Source organism: Streptococcus mitis (assembly GCF_002096855.1).
Taxonomy (GTDB): Bacteria; Bacillota; Bacilli; order Lactobacillales; family Streptococcaceae; genus Streptococcus; species Streptococcus mitis_Y.
This window is the reverse complement of sequence record NZ_NCVH01000029.1, coordinates 112,601-129,854: the sequence shown is the minus strand read 5'-3', so window position 1 is coordinate 129,854 and position 17,254 is coordinate 112,601. Positions and strand designations below refer to the sequence as shown.

19 protein-coding genes are annotated in these 17,254 nt (G+C 41.4%); all 19 read right to left on the bottom strand.

Annotated features, from left to right (window positions below; genetic code table 11):
• Position 1: 1 nt before the first annotated feature.
• A complete protein-coding gene (locus tag B7698_RS03980; RefSeq protein ID WP_192855098.1) occupies positions 2-565 on the bottom strand; it encodes a TIGR01440 family protein in 564 nt (187 codons plus the stop codon).
• 114 nt (positions 566-679) lie between these two features.
• Positions 680-2,371 carry a cache domain-containing sensor histidine kinase gene (locus B7698_RS03975; protein WP_084864718.1) on the bottom strand — a complete coding sequence of 564 codons (1,692 nt, stop codon included), beginning with the start codon at positions 2,369-2,371 and terminating at the stop codon, positions 680-682.
• Positions 2,368-3,105 carry a response regulator transcription factor gene (locus B7698_RS03970; protein ID WP_084864717.1) on the bottom strand — a complete coding sequence of 246 codons (738 nt, stop codon included), beginning with the start codon at positions 3,103-3,105 and terminating at the stop codon, positions 2,368-2,370. Before B7698_RS03970 ends, B7698_RS03975 begins: the two co-directional genes overlap by 4 nt.
• Before the next feature lie 70 nt (positions 3,106-3,175).
• Positions 3,176-4,288 carry a peptide-methionine (R)-S-oxide reductase MsrB gene (gene msrB, locus B7698_RS03965; protein WP_084864716.1) on the bottom strand — a complete coding sequence of 371 codons (1,113 nt, stop codon included), beginning with the start codon at positions 4,286-4,288 and terminating at the stop codon, positions 3,176-3,178.
• A gap of 9 nt (positions 4,289-4,297) precedes the next feature.
• On the bottom strand, positions 4,298-4,861 hold the full coding sequence (locus B7698_RS03960; RefSeq protein WP_084864715.1) for a redoxin family protein: 564 nt from the start codon (positions 4,859-4,861) through the stop codon (positions 4,298-4,300).
• 13 nt (positions 4,862-4,874) lie between these two features.
• Positions 4,875-5,585 carry a thiol-disulfide oxidoreductase-associated membrane protein CcdA2 gene (gene ccdA2 / locus B7698_RS03955; protein WP_084864714.1) on the bottom strand — a complete coding sequence of 237 codons (711 nt, stop codon included), beginning with the start codon at positions 5,583-5,585 and terminating at the stop codon, positions 4,875-4,877.
• A 172-nt stretch (positions 5,586-5,757) separates the two neighbouring features.
• Positions 5,758-6,300: a GNAT family N-acetyltransferase gene (locus B7698_RS03950; protein WP_084864713.1), complete on the bottom strand. Its 543-nt coding sequence runs from the start codon at positions 6,298-6,300 to the stop codon at positions 5,758-5,760.
• Between the two features lie 256 nt (positions 6,301-6,556).
• The gene (gene nadE, locus B7698_RS03945; RefSeq protein WP_084864712.1) at positions 6,557-7,381 is read right to left on the bottom strand and encodes an ammonia-dependent NAD(+) synthetase; all 825 of its coding nucleotides are present in this window, start codon (positions 7,379-7,381) and stop codon (positions 6,557-6,559) included.
• On the bottom strand, positions 7,378-8,838 hold the full coding sequence (locus B7698_RS03940) for a nicotinate phosphoribosyltransferase (RefSeq protein ID WP_084864711.1): 1,461 nt from the start codon (positions 8,836-8,838) through the stop codon (positions 7,378-7,380). The genes nadE and B7698_RS03940 overlap by 4 nt, the downstream gene beginning before the upstream one ends.
• Positions 8,839-8,953: 115 nt before the next feature.
• Positions 8,954-9,442, bottom strand: coding sequence for a DUF6773 family protein (locus B7698_RS03935; RefSeq protein WP_084864710.1), 489 nt, complete (start codon positions 9,440-9,442; stop codon positions 8,954-8,956).
• Positions 9,432-9,641: a helix-turn-helix transcriptional regulator gene (locus B7698_RS03930; RefSeq protein ID WP_084864709.1), complete on the bottom strand. Its 210-nt coding sequence runs from the start codon at positions 9,639-9,641 to the stop codon at positions 9,432-9,434. The genes B7698_RS03935 and B7698_RS03930 overlap by 11 nt, the downstream gene beginning before the upstream one ends.
• Positions 9,642-10,031: 390 nt before the next feature.
• Positions 10,032-10,442 carry a GNAT family N-acetyltransferase gene (locus B7698_RS03925; protein WP_084864708.1) on the bottom strand — a complete coding sequence of 137 codons (411 nt, stop codon included), beginning with the start codon at positions 10,440-10,442 and terminating at the stop codon, positions 10,032-10,034.
• A 100-nt stretch (positions 10,443-10,542) separates the two neighbouring features.
• Positions 10,543-11,907: an amino acid permease gene (locus B7698_RS03920; protein WP_192855097.1), complete on the bottom strand. Its 1,365-nt coding sequence runs from the start codon at positions 11,905-11,907 to the stop codon at positions 10,543-10,545.
• A 75-nt stretch (positions 11,908-11,982) separates the two neighbouring features.
• A complete protein-coding gene (greA, locus tag B7698_RS03915; RefSeq protein ID WP_000818750.1) occupies positions 11,983-12,465 on the bottom strand; it encodes a transcription elongation factor GreA in 483 nt (160 codons plus the stop codon).
• A gap of 61 nt (positions 12,466-12,526) precedes the next feature.
• Positions 12,527-14,212: an endolytic transglycosylase MltG gene (gene mltG, locus B7698_RS03910; RefSeq protein WP_084864707.1), complete on the bottom strand. Its 1,686-nt coding sequence runs from the start codon at positions 14,210-14,212 to the stop codon at positions 12,527-12,529.
• Between the two features lie 79 nt (positions 14,213-14,291).
• Positions 14,292-14,786: a GNAT family N-acetyltransferase gene (locus B7698_RS03905; protein WP_084864706.1), complete on the bottom strand. Its 495-nt coding sequence runs from the start codon at positions 14,784-14,786 to the stop codon at positions 14,292-14,294.
• On the bottom strand, positions 14,783-15,250 hold the full coding sequence (locus B7698_RS03900; RefSeq protein WP_084864705.1) for a GNAT family N-acetyltransferase: 468 nt from the start codon (positions 15,248-15,250) through the stop codon (positions 14,783-14,785). Before B7698_RS03900 ends, B7698_RS03905 begins: the two co-directional genes overlap by 4 nt.
• 9 nt (positions 15,251-15,259) lie before the next feature.
• Positions 15,260-16,594 (bottom strand): UDP-N-acetylmuramate--L-alanine ligase, encoded by a 1,335-nt coding sequence (gene murC, locus B7698_RS03895; protein WP_020903460.1) that lies wholly within the window; start codon positions 16,592-16,594, stop codon positions 15,260-15,262.
• Positions 16,595-16,604: 10 nt separating this feature from the next.
• Positions 16,605-17,222, bottom strand: coding sequence for a divisome accessory protein ZapJ (locus B7698_RS03890; protein WP_084864704.1), 618 nt, complete (start codon positions 17,220-17,222; stop codon positions 16,605-16,607).
• Positions 17,223-17,254 lie beyond the last annotated feature (32 nt).

The window sequence follows — 17,254 nt, the reverse complement described above, 5'->3', positions numbered from 1 at the left end:
CTCACGACTTTCTGATAGAATCTTGTGGATAATGCGCACGCGCACCTCCAATTAATTTTGGGCGGCTAGCCAACGCCGTTACATGGGCGTGCCCAATCTCACGTAGTACCGGTCGAATCGGAACCTGAACATGCTTGACATGCATGCCAATCGCAGTGTCTCCGATATCCAATCCAGCATGAGCCTTGATAAATTCAATCTCAACTGGATCCTTCATAAACTTGAAGGCTGCCAACTGACCTGAACCTCCTGCATGAAGGGTAGGAAGGACACTGACGATTTCAAGACCAAACTGCTCTGCCACCTGACGTTCAACAACGAGGGCTCGATTGACATGTTCACAACCTTGAACGGCTAGATGAATTCCTTTTTCCTCTAGGATATCTAGAATGGTTTTCACAATGATTTCCCCAATTTCTTGACTGGATTCCTTACCAATCTGACCACCTATCACCTCACTAGAAGAAAGTCCCAAAACAAAGATAGCTCCTTGCTTCAAGTTAGCCTTGTCTATTACATCTTCTACAATCTGGCTTGTTGCTCTTTGAATGTCTTTTTCCTTCATACTTGATACCTCTTTTGTCATTATCTATCATATCGTTTTTTCTACGTTTTAGCAAGATAGACAACCTAGAAAGCTTGCCCAATTACGCATAAAACTCCCAGAATTGACTGGGAGTTAACTAGTTTCTATTCTATTTATGTATATTTCAACTGTCGTACCTTTTGAGGTAATAGAATCAATCTTCATTTGGTAATGTTCTCCAAAGTGAAGTTTGAGCCGTTGGTCAACATTTTGAAGACCAACTCCTCCACGTTTAAGTTGACTTTGACTACTATCAGCAACATCTTGAAAGCCAACTCCATCATCCTCAATGTAGATGACCAATCCTGAATCCTGTTTCTGGACAGAAAGTTTAATATGACCCTGACCTTCCTTTTCCTTAATGCCATGGTAAAGAGCATTCTCTACAAGGGGTTGCAACACCAGCTTGGGCAAGACTAGATTATCAAAGGCAGGATTCTCCTCAATCTCATATTCCAGCTTATCTCCATAGCGTTGTTTCTGGATAAAGAGATACTGGCGGACATGATTGATTTCGTCAGACAGGCAAATCAAATCTTTACCCTGATTGAGCGCCAAGCGGAAGTAGGTAGCCAAGGACTTGGTCACCTGCACCACACGCTGACTATCCTGAAATTCAGCCATCCAGATGATGGTGTCCAAGGTATTATAAAGGAAATGCGGATTAATCTGGCTCGATAGGGCTTGAAGTTGGTACTGACGGGTCGTTTCTTCCTGCCTGCGAATATCTGCCATCAGCTGATCAATCTGATCCAACATAGCATTGAACTGGCGAGTCACTTCTCTCAGTTCATAGGCGCCAGCTTCCTTAGCACGAAGATTCTGATTACCAGAAGCAATCTCCAGCATGGTTTCTCTCAAGTCATTCAGAGGAGCAATCCAGCGTTTAAGGCTGAGCCACACCAAGCAGAGACAGGCAAGAAGAGATGCGAAACTGGCTCCAAGCAAGGTCCACATGAGTTGACTCCGAACCTGGTCTAACTTCTCCAGCGAAGACACGCCAAGCACCGTCCAATCAGTTCCAGCAATCTGTTCCTGACTGACGTAGGATTTGTGATCTGGAGTATAGCCCTGCCCTGTCTCAATGTAGGGTTTCATGGCCTCCATTTCGCTAGACGAACTATAAACTGTATGTTGAGGATGATAAACAAATTCATGGTTTTCATTGATAATAAAGGCAAAGCCCTGCTGACCCAACTGAAGTTGGTTAAGATAGGCTTCCAGAGTTTCATAAGAAATATCCAAACGAAGCACGCCCAGATTAGCTCCCTTTGCATCAACAAGTTCTTGAGTGACAGAAATGACCCACTGACTATCTGATTTACGAGCTGGAGTCAAAACGGGCTTAGCCCCCTGATGAATGGCCTTTTGGTACCAATCCTCAGCCATCATATCAGAGGAAGTTTTCATTTGCACACTATCATCTGTAGAAATGACCTGACCTGATTTGGTGACCAGAACTACCGTTTTCAAGTCTTGGTCTGCCTTTAAAATGGTCAAAAACAAATCTCGAATTCCCTTGACCTGGTCTTGACTGGGATTCTCAGCATAGGTCAGGACATCTGCCTGCTGGGTCAAACTGGTCGAGGTGGTTTCTAATTTTTTGATATAAGACTGGATAAAATGGCTAGTTTGGCTGATAGTCGTCTGGCTATTGCCCTCAATGCTAGCCTCAATGGCTGATGAACTAGATTGATAGTAGAAAGTTCCAACCAGAGCTAGGAGAATGAGAAAGACCAGAAAGATGGAAATAACCATTCTGACTAGAAGAGAAGAACGCTTCATCGATCTTCTCCCTTCTTAAACTGACGAGGCGTCACACCTGCAATCTGTTTAAAACGTTGGGTAAAATAGTTCATATCTTCAAAACCAACCTTTTCGGCTATCTGGTAAATCTTTAAATCCGTGGTCAAAAGCAAGAGCTTGGCTTGTTTGACACGCTCTCTCACCAGATAATCCTGAAAAGGCAGACCCAACTCTTTCTTAATCAAGGAACTCAAATAAGTCGGACTAAAGCCCAATTCACTGGCTAAAGACTTTAAACTAAATTGACTATCAGCCAGATGAGACTGGATCTTCTGGGCCATGTTTCCTTCAAACTTATCAGTCAATAAATCTTGTAACTGCTCTTCCTTTTCTTCCTTGTCTAGTTTTTGCTTGATTTTCCCTAACATTTCCTCAATATCCTGACGAGAAAAGGGTTTGAGCAAATAGTCATCTACACCGAGTTTGACAGCAGATAAGGCATAATCAAAATCATCGTAACCTGTTAAAAAAACTAGGTGAGCCTGAGGATAGGTTTCTCGGACCAGACTGGCCAACTGGATACCATTTAGCTGAGGCATGTTGATATCGGTTAAAATGATATCCGGCACCTGCTTTTGTATCAATTCCCAAGCCTGTCTTCCATTTTCAGCCTGACCGATGATTTCCATATCGTAGGCTGCTACATTGACCAGTTTGGTCAAGCCTTGTCTTACCAGATATTCATCTTCTACGATTAAGATTGTATAGGTCATGCTCGGCTCCTTTGTCACTTACTAGTATCAGTATAGCAAAATTCTCCTCTAACTGCTTAGGAAAGACTTCTTAATCGACATAATCTAGTAAGTAAGCATAGCCTTTTTCTTCCATTTGATCTTTGGGAATAAAGCGGATAGAGAGACTATTAATACAGTAGCGCAAGCCCCCCTTGTCTTCTGGTCCATCCGTAAAGACATGGCCAAGGTGAGAATCTCCAACTCTGCTCCGCACTTCCATACGCGTCATATTGTAAGACTTATCTTCCTTGTAGGTGGCAACATCCGGGCTGATTGGTTGGGTGAAACTAGGCCATCCGCAACTAGACTCAAACTTGTCCTTTGATGAAAAGAGGGGTTCGCCAGTTGCCACATCCACATAGATACCAGATTCAAATTTATCCCAGTAGCGGTTTGAAAAAGCTCGTTCTGTTTGATTTTTCTGGGTAACTGCATACTCCTCAGGTGACAAGGTCTTTTTCAATTCCTCATCACTTGGTTTGGGATATTTGCTAGCATCGATGACAGGATAGGCTGCCTGATTGACATTGATATGGCAGTAGCCATTTGGATTTTTCTTGAGATAGTCTTGGTGGTAATCCTCAGCAACTACAAAATTCTGCAAGGCTTCCTTTTCAACTGCTAGAGGTTGATCGTATTTCTTAGCCACCTCATCAAAGACTTGGTTAATCACCTCTAAATCCTTGTCATCTGTGTAATAAACACCAGTACGGTACTGGGTTCCCACATCATTTCCTTGTTTATTTTTGCTGGTTGGATTGATAATGCGGAAGTAATGAAGCAGGATTTCTTTTAGGGAAATTTGTTTGGCATCATAAGTAACATGAACAGTCTCCGCATGACCTGTTTGGTTAATCAATTCGTACTTGGTTGTTTCCCCTCTACCATTTGCATAGCCTGAAACGGCATCTGTCACTCCGGGAACGCGTGAGAAATATTCCTCAACTCCCCAGAAACAACCTCCAGCCAGATAAATTTCGTGCAAGTCTGCATCTTTACTCACTTCTGTTTTTTTCACTGTTTTTCCTCCTTGGCTAACTGATGCTTTCTCAATTTGCGAGCTATCTGTCTGCCCTGCATTTCGCATCAATAGAAAATAGAAACCGCTTATGGCTAGGAAAAAGATTCCTGCCAAGACAAACAATTTTACTTTATCATTCATGACCTTTCTCTACCCCATTTCTTTCAATGTCTTTAAAATCATATCCTTATCCATAAAACCTGGTTGCGTCTTGACCAGTTTTCCTTCCTTGTCTATAAAGGCTTGAGTTGGGTAAGAACGAACACCATAACTTTCCAAGAGTTTGCCTGACGGGTCAATTAGAACTGGGAAATTTTTATAATCCAAGCCCTTGTACCAGTTCTTGAAGTCCGCTTCTGCTTGTTCCCCCTTGTGTCCAGGAGACACCACTGTCAAGACCACATAATCATCACCAGCATTCTTAGCAATTTCATCCGTATCTGGAAGACTGGCTAGACAGATGGAACACCAAGAAGCCCAGAATTTGAGATAGACTTTCTTGCCCTTGTAATCAGACAAGCGGTAGGTCTTGCCATCTACTCCCATCAGTTCAAAATCAGCAACCGCCTGACCTTTAGTAGCAGTTTGTGAACTGACTTGTTCTGTTTTTGTTTGCTCCTTCATAGTAGATTGGTCTGACATATTTTTAGCCGAACAGGCTGCCAAGCAACAGATTGAGCCGACTCCAAGGAGACATGTTTGCCATTTTTTCATTTCTTCTTCCTCTCTATTCAAATAATGTAGTCAAAATGGAAGCATTTCCCAAAAGCACCAAGATTCCCATCACGATAATGAGGAAACCACCTACTTTTTTGAGGGTTCCGAGGTAGGGATGAAGTTTTCGGAAATGTTTCAAAACATAGCTGGAGGCTAGAGCTAGAACCAAAAATGGTAGCGCTAGACCCAGCGTATAAATTAACATGAGACCAGCTCCCTGCCAAGCACCTGAACCACCTGAAGCTGCTAAAGCCAAAACAGAGCCAAGAACCGGCCCAACACAAGGCGTCCAAGCAAAACTAAAGGTCAACCCCAGTAAAAATGCCTGACTATAGCCCTTACCCTTTTGTACCTGTCTCTTTAATTGTAGCCTTCTTTCCTTGTAGAGTCCCTGAAAATGTAAGACTTCCATCTGGTGCAAGCCCAAGAGAATGATAACCGCACCCGTCACATACTGAAACCAAGAAGCATAAAGCAAATTGCCTAAAAAACCAGCTCCATAGCCTAGTAAGATAAAAACAAAGGATATCCCTGCAATAAAGGCCAGAGTTCGCAATAAACTAACAAGTGAGATTGAACATTTGCCACTAGAAACCTGAGCACCATCTTTATCATCCAGTAGTACCCCTGCATAGACCGGTAACAAGGGTAAGATACAAGGAGAAAAGAAGGAAAGAATTCCAGCAAGAAAAACACTGATAAAAAAGATTATATTATCCATTGCCTTCCTCCATTCTTTGATTTGATAGGACTATTATAGCCTCAAAATTCCAGAAAAAATAGGGATAATGATAGGGAAAAATAGGAATTTAATCAGGTTATGTAAAAAATGTTGCAAAAAAAGCCAGACAAAGTCTGACTTTGATGGAAACTGAAAAGAAAATTCACTATTCTTACCTACTTATCTGATAATAAATAAGGTCCACAAGATAGCCTTTTCTCTCTACACCATTGGTAATAGTCTTGAGATAGGACATTCCAGCCTTCTCCATGACACGACCTGAAGCTGGATTAAGACTAGCATATCGTGCTCTGACATCTTGAAAACCTGCTTGAGTAAAACAAAAGTCCAAGACAGCTTTCAAAGCCTCTGTCATCATACCATGACCCCAGTATTTCTTGCCTAGCACATAGCCAATTTCACAAGAAAAATCGTTCTCATCTATTGTAACGATGCTGATATCTCCTATCACCTGTTCCGGGTTTTCTTTGAGACAAATGGCCCATTTGTAATAGTTGGGATTAGCATAAGAATCAACCCAATTACGAATCGAGTTTCGAGTCACATCGACATCAGGATGAGGATCCCAAGTGACGTAGGTTAAATTTTCAGCGGACGAAGCCCAATTCTGAAACATGGCTTCTGCATCACTTTCCACAAATCTTCTCAAAATCAAACGTTCTGTCTGTAACATTTGCGTACCGATAGATTTCATTACGCTACCTCACTTTCTGATAGATGATTCTCTGCCCAACCTCAATTTAAATTTACTTTGCTTTTTAATTTCAAGGTAATAAGCTAAAAAGGTCTCTCGGACCTTCTTCGCTTACCTGTTTCCATGCTCGGGGTAAGAACCTCCACTGGAGGTGCCTCGTTTTCCTATTTTTAGACTCGGGGTAAAAAGGTCCCCCCGGACCTTCTCTCACTTTCTTATTTCAAGATGAGAGGCTGAAAACCTCCACTGGAGGTTTTCACTCCCAAAAGTCATCAAATACGGTGATTGGTAGGTGGCGTTTGTGTTGGCCTTTGTGCCACCAGTTTTCGATTATTACTTGGGCTTCTGGGCTGATTGTTTTGCCTTCTAGGTAGTCGTCAATCTCTTCATAAGTGACTCCGAGGGCTACTTCGTCAGCTAGGCCTGGTTTATCTTCTTCTAGGTCTGCTGTTGGAATTTTTTCATAAAGGGCTGGGTCTGCACCAAGTTCCTTCAAGAGTTGTTTTCCTTGACGCTTATTGAGGCGGTAAAGAGGGAGAATATCCGCACCACCGTCACCAAACTTGGTAAAGAAACCTGTGATATTTTCCGCGGCGTGGTCTGTTCCAATGACCGCTCCGCTATGGGAACCAGCAAGGGCATACTGAGCAATCATACGGCAACGAGCCTTGATATTGCCCTTGTTAAAATCTGAAACAGGACTACCTGTCGCATCAACTGCAGCTGTCATGGCATCAGCTGATTCCTTGATATTGACGACTAAACTGACATCTGGTTGGATGAAGGCTAGGGCTTTTTGAGCATCTGCTTCATCAGCTTGCACTCCATATGGCAGGCGAACAGCGATAAATTTGTAGCTGTCGTCTCCCGTTTCTGATCGCAGCTCTTCCATGGCCAGTTGAGCCAATCGTCCTGCTAAAGTTGAATCTTGTCCTCCAGAAATCCCTAGTACAAAGGTTTTTAGGAAGGGATGTTTTTTCAGGTATCTTTTTAAGAAATCAATGGAACGACGGATTTCTTCCTGGGCATCAATCACTGGTTTCACGCCCAGTTCTTGGATAATCGTTTCTTGCAAACTCATTCTTCTTCTCCTTCACCAAGGGCTTCCTTGCGCATCTTATCAATCAAGTCCATCTTATCTTGCCATACATCACGCGCCAAATCCACTGGATAATGCTGAGGATTGAGCACGCGCTTGTACTCATCCCAAAGCTTGTCAAATTCCTTGCGAGCATAGGCCTGAATCTCAGTCAAACTAGGCAAATCGTAAACTAATTTCCCTGCTTTGAAGATGTCCACCAAGAGAGGAACAGCATCAAAGTTTCGAACGGTCTTCTTGATGTAAGTATAGGTCGGATGGAACATTTTGATTTCAGTCATGCTGGCAACATCCACACCGTCATAGGTAATGTAGTCACCTTCTGACTTACCTTTTTCACGACTGGTAATGCGCCATACTTGCTTCTTACCTGGTGTCGATACTTTTTCAGCATTGCTTGAAAGCTTGATGGTGTTACGCATCTTGCCATTTTCATCTTCGATGGCCACAATCTTATAAACTGCGCCAAGAGCAGGCTGGTCATAGGCTGTAATCAGCTTGGTACCCACACCCCAGACATCAATCTTGGCCTTTTGCATCTTGAGGTTGAGGATGGTATTTTCATCTAGGTCATTTGAAGCATAAATCTTAGCCTCTGTAAATCCAGCCTCGTCCAATTGCTGACGGACTTTCTTAGAAATGTAGGCAATATCCCCAGAGTCAATCCGCACACCCATAAAGTTAATCTGGTCACCTAGCTCACGCGCCACCTGAATGGCAGCTGGTACACCGATGCGAAGGGTGTCATAGGTATCCACAAGAAAGACACAATTTTTGTGGGTCGCAGCGTAAGCCTTGAAGGCCTCATAGTCATTACCATAAACCTGTACCAAAGCGTGGGCATGGGTCCCCAAAACAGGAATGTCAAAAAGTTTACCAGCACGCACATTGCTGGTTCCATTGGCGCCACCAATCACCGCTGCGCGTGTTCCCCAGATAGCTGCATCCATTTCTTGAGCCCGACGTGTCCCAAACTCCATCAAGGGTTCATCTTCAATAACCGAGCGAATACGAGCTGCCTTAGTCGCCACCAAGGTCTGGTAGTTGACGATGTTCAAAAGAGCCGTTTCAACCAATTGACATTGGGCTAGAGGACCTTCCACCTGCACAATTGGTTCATTAGCAAAGACCAAGTCCCCTTCTTGGGCAGAACGAACGGTCAACTCCAACTTGAAATTGCGGAGATAGTCCAAGAATGCCCCATGATAGCCTAGCGACTCCAAATAGGCAATATCACTATCTGAAAAACGCAAATCTTCAAGATAACTCACAATTCTTTCCAAACCTGCAAAAACCGCATAGCCATTTTTAAAAGGCTGTTGGCGGAAATAAACCTCAAAGACCGCCTTTTTATTGTGAATCCCTTGGTCAAAGTAAACCTGCATCATGTTAATCTGGTACAAGTCCGTGTGCAATGTCAAACTATCATCTGGATACATACTTTTCCTACTTCCTTAACTAGAAACCAATGAAAAATTTCAAGAACTTTCATGTGTTCCAATAAATTAGTACTATTATAACACATTTTGGCTGGATTGAGAAAAGAGTAACAAGCTATTCTCCACTCTCCAGTTCATCCATATCTTGTTCAAACTTTTTCTGAGCCCATTCGCCATAACTTTTAAGGCCGAGATTACCGATAAAAACCCAAGGAAGGTAAATCAGATAAGTAATGACCCAAGCAGACAAGTATTTAACGTTCAAAGGATTGTGCTGATAAATTTCTATATTGAATTGATAATTCTGCAACATCAAAAGAGCCGTAATCGCCAAGGTTAGGAAAAAACAACCCAAAATCGTAAAATGAAAACGACTATAGTAGTTCACACCCAAATCTCGAGCACGGCCGAAAAAGTAAAAAGTTCCAATAATGATAATGATGAGAATCATTCTCGGATTAAAAAGACTTGGTGCTAATACTGCAATCATATAAGATAAAAGCAAGAAAGCTATAGAGATATAGAAACTTTCAGCCCCCGCTTTATTAATCAGTTGTTCTTCTCTTTCGTCTAGTAATTGATAATAAAAAAATCTATTTTTCATCTTCTTCCTCCCAAAATAATTGATCCAAAGTTTTGCCTAAGCATCTGCAAATGGACTGGCAGAGGGAAAGACTGGGATTGTATTTCCCCGCCTCTATCAAACCAATAGTCTGGCGCGTCACCCCAACAGCCTCTGCCAGTTGACTTTGTGTTAAATCAAGCTCTACACGAGCTAATTTTAATTTTAAATTTTTAGCCACCTGCGTCCTCCTTATAGTTTTAAAAAGTTGCGTCTCTTTTTAACATCATTATATCATATATCTAACTTAATGCAATATATAAATGTCATTTTATAATATTTTGTTAACAAAAAACTCTCTACCATAAAAATAGAGAGTGTTAAGTTTAAATATAGGATTTCAAAATATCGACAACATTACTTCTTTTCTTAACCTTATAGACCTTGATTCACAATTTCTCAGCTGCGATTGTATTGTCCTCCATATCGTCTAGACAGACACGATTTCTAGGTTCTAACTGCTACTGATCGAGAATCTCCTTAAACATTGCCCATATCCAATATTATATCCATCAGTCCGCCTCTATACTCATGTGCGAGTCTCTCTTCGTATTATACCTTCATACTCACCTTACAGATTCTTTTGGTAATAATATCTTTGCCCAATGTAGGGATAGTCTTGTAAGGTAAAGACTTTCTTGTAGCCATGCCTTTTATAAAAATCTGGAGCTTGAAACTGGTAAGTATTGACAAAAGCAAAACGACAGTTTCGATTCTTAGCTTCAGTTTCTGCTTGCTGCAATAGTTTTGAACCGATTCCTTGCCCTCTCAGTTCCTCTTTTACAAATAAATACTCGATTTCTAGCCAATTTCCAAAAGTCTCTGCTATCAAACCTGCCAGGAGATGGCCCTTTTCATCTTCGACATAAAGATTAAGTGGCTCACTTTCAGCTTTTTCTCTTTTTGAACGGTTATAAACACGAATCAGGTTCCCTATTTCTTGTGATTTATGGGATTCCTTATTTTCCAATCTAAAGTACATCTAAATCTCCTTAAATACTGTTACAGCTTGATTATAGTCTTATTTCAATAGACTGTCAAACTAGAAAAAAACCATCAACCTAAGTTGATGAGTCTCAAATCTATTTTCTAAATTTCCACTGGCTATAAATCCCGAAACCGATAATCCAAATAGCTGAACCGATTGCTCCGACAAATGTAGACTCTTGTAAAAAGAGGGTTACAAAGACAAAGGCAAAGAAGAGCATGGTTAAAGGATTTAGGAAACGATAATGGGGCATGAGATAGCCATCCGCCATAAAGTCTGGTGACTTGCGGTATTTAAGGTGAGCCACCATAATCAAGATATAAATGGCGATATAGACACCTGATGATGATGCCGTAATCAAGGCAAAGGCATCGGAAACACCTGGCAATACGTTGATAAAGGCTGCTAGGGCAATCAAAACCGCTGAAGTAATGATAGCATTTTGTGGCACGTTATGACGAGAAAGAGTATCTGCCTTGATCGCTTTTAGGAATGGATTTGGCGAATCATGAGCAATCTGGTACAAATGACGACCTGTTGAATAAAGGGTTGAGTTAAGAGCAGATGCTGCTGACGTCAAGACGACAAAATTAATCAAGGCTGCCGCCCACTTGATACCTGCCAATTCAAATACTGTTACAAAAGGAGAATCAGCTGAGGCAAGTTCACGCCATGGAATAATAGACATAATGGCCAAAAGAGCTCCACCATAGAAAAAGACGATTCGTAGAGGAATTTCCTTAACCGCTTTTGGCAAGACCTGGCGTGGATTTTTTGTTTCTGAAGTCGTTACCCCGATAAACTCAATCATGAGATAGGCAAAGAAGACCATCTGGAAGGCCATGACAAAATTCACTCCACCATTTGGGAAGAGGGAGAAATTGTCGGCGATATTAGCCAAACTTGCTACTCCATGTGGTGTCTTAAAGCCTGTCAAGACCATAAAGACTCCTGTGGCAATCATAGCTAAAATAGCCACAATCTTGACCATAGCAAACCAAAACTCAACTTCCCCAAAGAGCTTCACCGCGATCAGATTGACCAAGGCTAGAATGGTCAAAAATCCAATCTCAATCATCCAACTTGGCCAGCTAGGGAACCAGAACTGAACATAGTGAGAGATCGCAGTGATTTCCGCCATACCGATAAAGACAACGGATAACCAGTAAGACCAAACTGAGAAATAACCCCAGCCCTTACCTAAATGACGCGTGATAAAGTTGATAAAGGTATGTTGCTCAGGATCTTGGTAGAGCATTTCCCCAACCGCACGCATCATGAGGAACATGAAGGCCCCCGTAATCATATAAATTAGTACAATAGAAGGACCTGTTAGGCTGATAGATCGACCCGCTCCCAAAAAGAGTCCTGTTCCGATTGTTCCCGCAATGGCCATAACCTGCACGTGACGATTGGTCAGACCACGCTCCATCTTATTTTTTTTCTTCTTTGAACTCATATAGTCTCCAATTCAATTTAAAATGGAAAAAGGAGTGAGTGAAGCGCCCAGCCTCCCCACTCCTTTTTTCTGTTTTTAGGCTGTTTTTTCAACCTTCAAGATTTTTACATCATAGCTACCAACAGGTGTTTCAATGGTTGCTGTGTCACCTGTTTTCTTACCAATCAAGGCTTGTCCAATTGGGCTTTCATTTGAAACTTTACCTGCAAAGGCATCCGCACCCGCTGAACCTACGATAATATAAACTTCTTCTTCGTCCTCACCAATTTCTTGGATAGTAACTGTTTTACCAATCGCTACTTCGTCTTGGGCAACTGAGTCACTATTGACGATTTCAGCATAACGGATTTTTGTTTCCAAGCTAGAGATTTGTCCTTCGACAAAGGCTTGTTCATCCTTAGCTGCTTCATATTCACTGTTTTCAGAAAGGTCACCGTATGAACGGGCAATCTTAATGCGTTCTACCACTTCTGGTCGGCGGACCAATTTCAATTCTTCTAATTCTTTTTCAAGTTTTTCCTTTTCCGCTAGGGTCATAGGATATGTTTTTTCTGCCATTTTTCTCAACTTTCTTCTGATGATATTTTCTAAAGAAAATTATGTGAAGTATCACATAATTTTAGTTTGTTTGGTTTAATTTGCTGTTGACATGTTCAGCGACATTACGATCATGCTCCTCCTGAGTAGCAGCATAATAGACCTTACCATCTGTAACATTAGCTACAAAGTATAAGTTATCACTCTTAGTCTGATTAATACTTGCCTCGATGGCATCCAAGCTTGGACTATCTACTGGACCTGGCATCAAACCAGCTTTCGTATAAACATTATACGGTGAATTAATTGTCGTATCAATTCCAGCATCATCAGCAAGACTAATCTTCTGACCAAGTTTTCCTTGGGCATACAAGATGGCAATATTACTTTGAAGTGGCATACCAAGATTCAAGCGATTGTAGAATACACCTGCAATCAACTTACGATCGTCAGTCTTAGCTCCTTCTTTTTCAACAAGAGAAGCAATCGTCAACAATTCATTGACCGTCAAATTCTTAGACTTAATCGTACTGTAATGAGGTGCTAAAGTCTTGTCCATAGCTGCCAACATCTCATCAATCAAGCTTTCAATAGTTGTACTTTCCTTGATAGAATATGTAGCTGGGAAGAGGAAACCTTCCAAACGGTAACGAACGCCACTTTCCTTTGTAGGCAAGCTTTCAAGTAGACTAGGATATTTGGCAACTTCTTGACTGATAAAGTTCTCATCTTGCACTTTTGCCAGAAAGGCATCCGCTGTCAAAGGCTCTTTGAATTCACCTTGCAATTGGCCTACAGCTTGGGCAATTTGATCAATGGTATATCCTTCTGGAATGGTCAAATCTGCAAGTGATGGTTCTTGAGGTTCAGCTGTACCACCTTTTTGGAGTTCCTTAATGATATCCTCTGTACTCATGCTCTTTTGCAAATTGTAATATCCAGCCTTCAAATCTGAGTAATTCTTATATTTAGCATAAAAAGCAAAAATCACACCGTGTTTAATCAAACCAGAATGTTCAAGTGCTGAACCAATCTCTTGGACATTGGCTCCTTCTGGGATTTGAACGGTTACATATTCCTTAGAATTTGCATCAACTGGTAATAAAGATGATTGAACATACTGGTAACCAAAGTAACCACCTGCTGAAATCAAGGCAAGGAAAATCAGTAGAGAAATGAAGAATGCCTTCAAATGTGATTTTTTCTTCTTAACTGGTTTAACTGTCTCACGGCGACTACGACGTGGAGTTTCAGAAATGGCTTCAACAGCTTCCGTTTCCATTACTGGTTCTGGTTTTATTACTTCTTTCTGAGGCTCTTTTTTAGCTTCAGTCTTATAAGAAACAGCTACTCTTGTTGGAGTTACGTTGAAATCTTCTTCAACCTTTCCTTGACGACCAGGCCCTGGTCCTGGAGCTGGTCTTGATGGACTGGCTTCAGCTGGTGAATCTGGAACATCTTGACTAGGGTGACTAGGAACGATTGGAGCTTCCTCTCTTAGTTCCTCCGCCGGTGATGCAGGCACATCTTCACTAGGATGCTGTGGAACACGTGGTGCATTCTCCATAATTTTTTCAACAGCTGATAGGGATGCAGTCATCACATCCTCATCAACAATTTTTGTATCAGGGACAGACAAAGCTGATTTTTTTTCAGCAAGATCAGCGGCCTCTTGGCGAATCCCTTCATAATGTTTTACTTTTTCTAAATCACGTAAAATCTGCTCTTTAAAGCTTAATTTTTCGTCTTCTCTTGGCTTTTCACTCAAAAGTTTATCCTCCTCGTTGACAATCCATAATATTATATCTTAAAAACGAAAGAAAAGCAACCTAGCATGCTTTTCCAGCTTATTTTTTAGCTTCCCAGACCATATCATACCAGGTTTCTCCTGCAAAGGTTGACTGTGACTGGCCTTCATTGACAAATCCATGCTTTTCGTAGTAGGTGATGAGATAGTCATGACAGGTTAGGTTAATACCTTCTCTTTCGTGTTCAAGCACCAACTCTTTCAAGGCTGTTAGTAATTTCTGACCAAGTCCAAGGCCCTGTGCTTCCTTGGCAATCGATAGGCAAGTCACAGAAATATAACCTCCAGGTTGATGGCTATAGTCTTTTATTCCTTCTGTAAAGGACTGATCATGTAGATGGCGGTGTGGAACAACTGGACCTTCGATATAACCAAGAATACGCCCCTCTTTTTCAGCTACCAGAAAACTGGTCTGAATTTCCCGCAAATGCGCCTCAAAGACGGAACGAGGAATAGCTTCTTCAAGGGAGAAATTCTCTAACTCTATCTCTATAATTCGATCTAAATCTGAAAACCTCGCTTGTCTGATTTTCATATTTCCTCCTGAAAAAAGGGATTAGCCCAAGTCATATACCATTCAGAACCACTGTCATATTGACTCCCTGTCACTTCTTCTTCAACAAAGCCATTCATTTCAAAATAAGATAGTAGTTCATCAGGACTCTGCAAAAGAATACCTTGAAAATCTAGTTCGACTGTCACCTGTTTCAAGGCTGCAAGAAGAAGTGTTCCCAAGCCCTGTCTCTGATGGTCAGCCTCGATAACTAAAGAATGTATTTTTAGACATTGCGGATTGTCTAACTGCGGACTTGATAGAATATAGCCTAAAAGTTGATTTTCATCCCTAGCTAGAAGAAAGGTATCCGCACACTTACGGATACTTTCTTCTAAAATATGGGAAGGTTGCTGCTTTTCAGCTGGATAAGACGAAGTTTGAAGTGCCTCTATCTCAGCCAAATCAGACTTGCTTGCCTGAATAATCTTAATTGGAATTTCCATGGGAAAATCCTATTGAACATTGCTTGTCAAGTTAGACAAGAGTCGCTCAAATGAGTATTCATAGGTTTGGATATCTCCTGCTCCCATAAAGACATAAACAGCATTATCATGGTCTAGGAGTGGAGAAACATTTTCAACGGTGATCACTTGGTGTTTCTTATTGATTTTATTGGCTAGGTCTTCTACCTTAACATCACCATGGTCTACTTCACGAGCAGATCCATAAATTTGCGCTAGGTAAACAGCATCTGCTTGGTTCAAAGCGTGGGCAAATTCGTCCAACAGGGCAATAGTTCTAGTAAAGGTATGCGGTTGGAAGATTGCTACAATCTCTTTACTTGGATATTTTTGACGAGCCGCATCCAAAGTAGCAATGATTTCTGTTGGATGGTGGGCAAAGTCATCGATAATCACTGTGTCATTGACAATTTTCTCAGTGAAACGACGCTTAACACCGGCAAATGTTTTCAAGTGTTCACGCACCAAGTTCAAATCAAATCCTGCTGTGTAAAGAAGACCAATAACGGCTGTCGCATTCATGATATTGTGACGACCAAAGGTTGGAATGTGGAATTGCCCTAATTCTTGACCACGGAAATGAACTGTGAAGGTTGAACCAGTTGTTGAACGAAGAAGATCACTAGCGACAAAGTCATTACCTTCTGCTTCAAAACCATAATAATAAATTGGTGCATCAGACGTAATCTTACGCAATTCAGCATCTTCACCGTAGATAAACAAACCTTTGGTAATTTGTTTAGCATAGTCGTTAAAGGCATTGAAAACATCCTCTAGACTTGTAAAATAGTCTGGATGATCAAAGTCAATGTTAGTGATAATAGAGTACTCTGGGTGGTAAGGCATGAAGTGACGCTCATATTCGTCAGATTCAAAGACAAAATATTTAGCATTGGCTGAACCACGACCTGTCCCATCTCCGATTAAGAAGCTAGTATCTGTAATGTGAGACAAGACATGAGATAACATACCTGTCGTTGAAGTTTTTCCATGCGCTCCTGCTACTCCCATGCTAACAAAATCACGCATAAAGCTACCTAGGAACTCATGGTAACGTTTGTAGCTAATGCCATTTTGGTCCGCATAGGCAATTTCGACGTTGTTATCTGGACGAAAGGCATTTCCAGCGATAATTTCCATATCACCGTCTAGATTCTTTTCATCAAAAGGAAGAATAGTAATCCCTGCCTGCTCAAGACCACGTTGAGTAAAGTAGTACTTTTCAACATCTGAACCCTGTACCTTATGCCCCATTTGGTGCAACATCAAGGCCAAGGCACTCATACCTGATCCCTTAATTCCGATAAAATGATATGTCTTTGACATGTTTTCTCCCCTATTCCGTAATTCTTGTCAGATTCAACTCTTGGGCCACCTGACGTTCTTGTTCTTTTTGTTGATTCTTTTTATTGTAGATTTGGCTCTTCTTCAGAAAATCATAATTATTTTTCTTTGGGCCTGAAGTTTCTTTTGGCTCAGCTTGAGTAGAAATATGGCTCACTTCTTCCGCCAAGATGTAATGAGACTGGGTCAATTTTTGACTATATTTAACAAATTCACCAGGATTTTCCTTTTGGAAAGGCGCAGTAGGTTGATTGCCCTGTCTAACGAGACTTGACTTAGAATGGTGTCTTGTAGGAGTAATATCCTTAGTCAGATAACTTGCTGAGCGTTTCTTTTTCAAATCCGCACGCGCTTCTTCACGCGCCACCTCCGCATAGCTCTTTCCTTCTTTTTTAACCCCTAACCCAGCCTTCTTAGGTTTCTCTACTGGCTTTTCAAGCGGTTTGACTGGTTTTTCTTCAGTAATAGGGGCCCACTCCAGATAATTCTTATCACGGTATTCTCCCTTGATATTACTGATAAAGTCAGACTCATCATAGAGGTCCATAACCGGCATCTCAGTCAACATGATCTCATCATCTGACACCAATGGAAATCGTTCTTCTCTCATTTTCTATTTCCTTTCAACACTTCATTATAGCG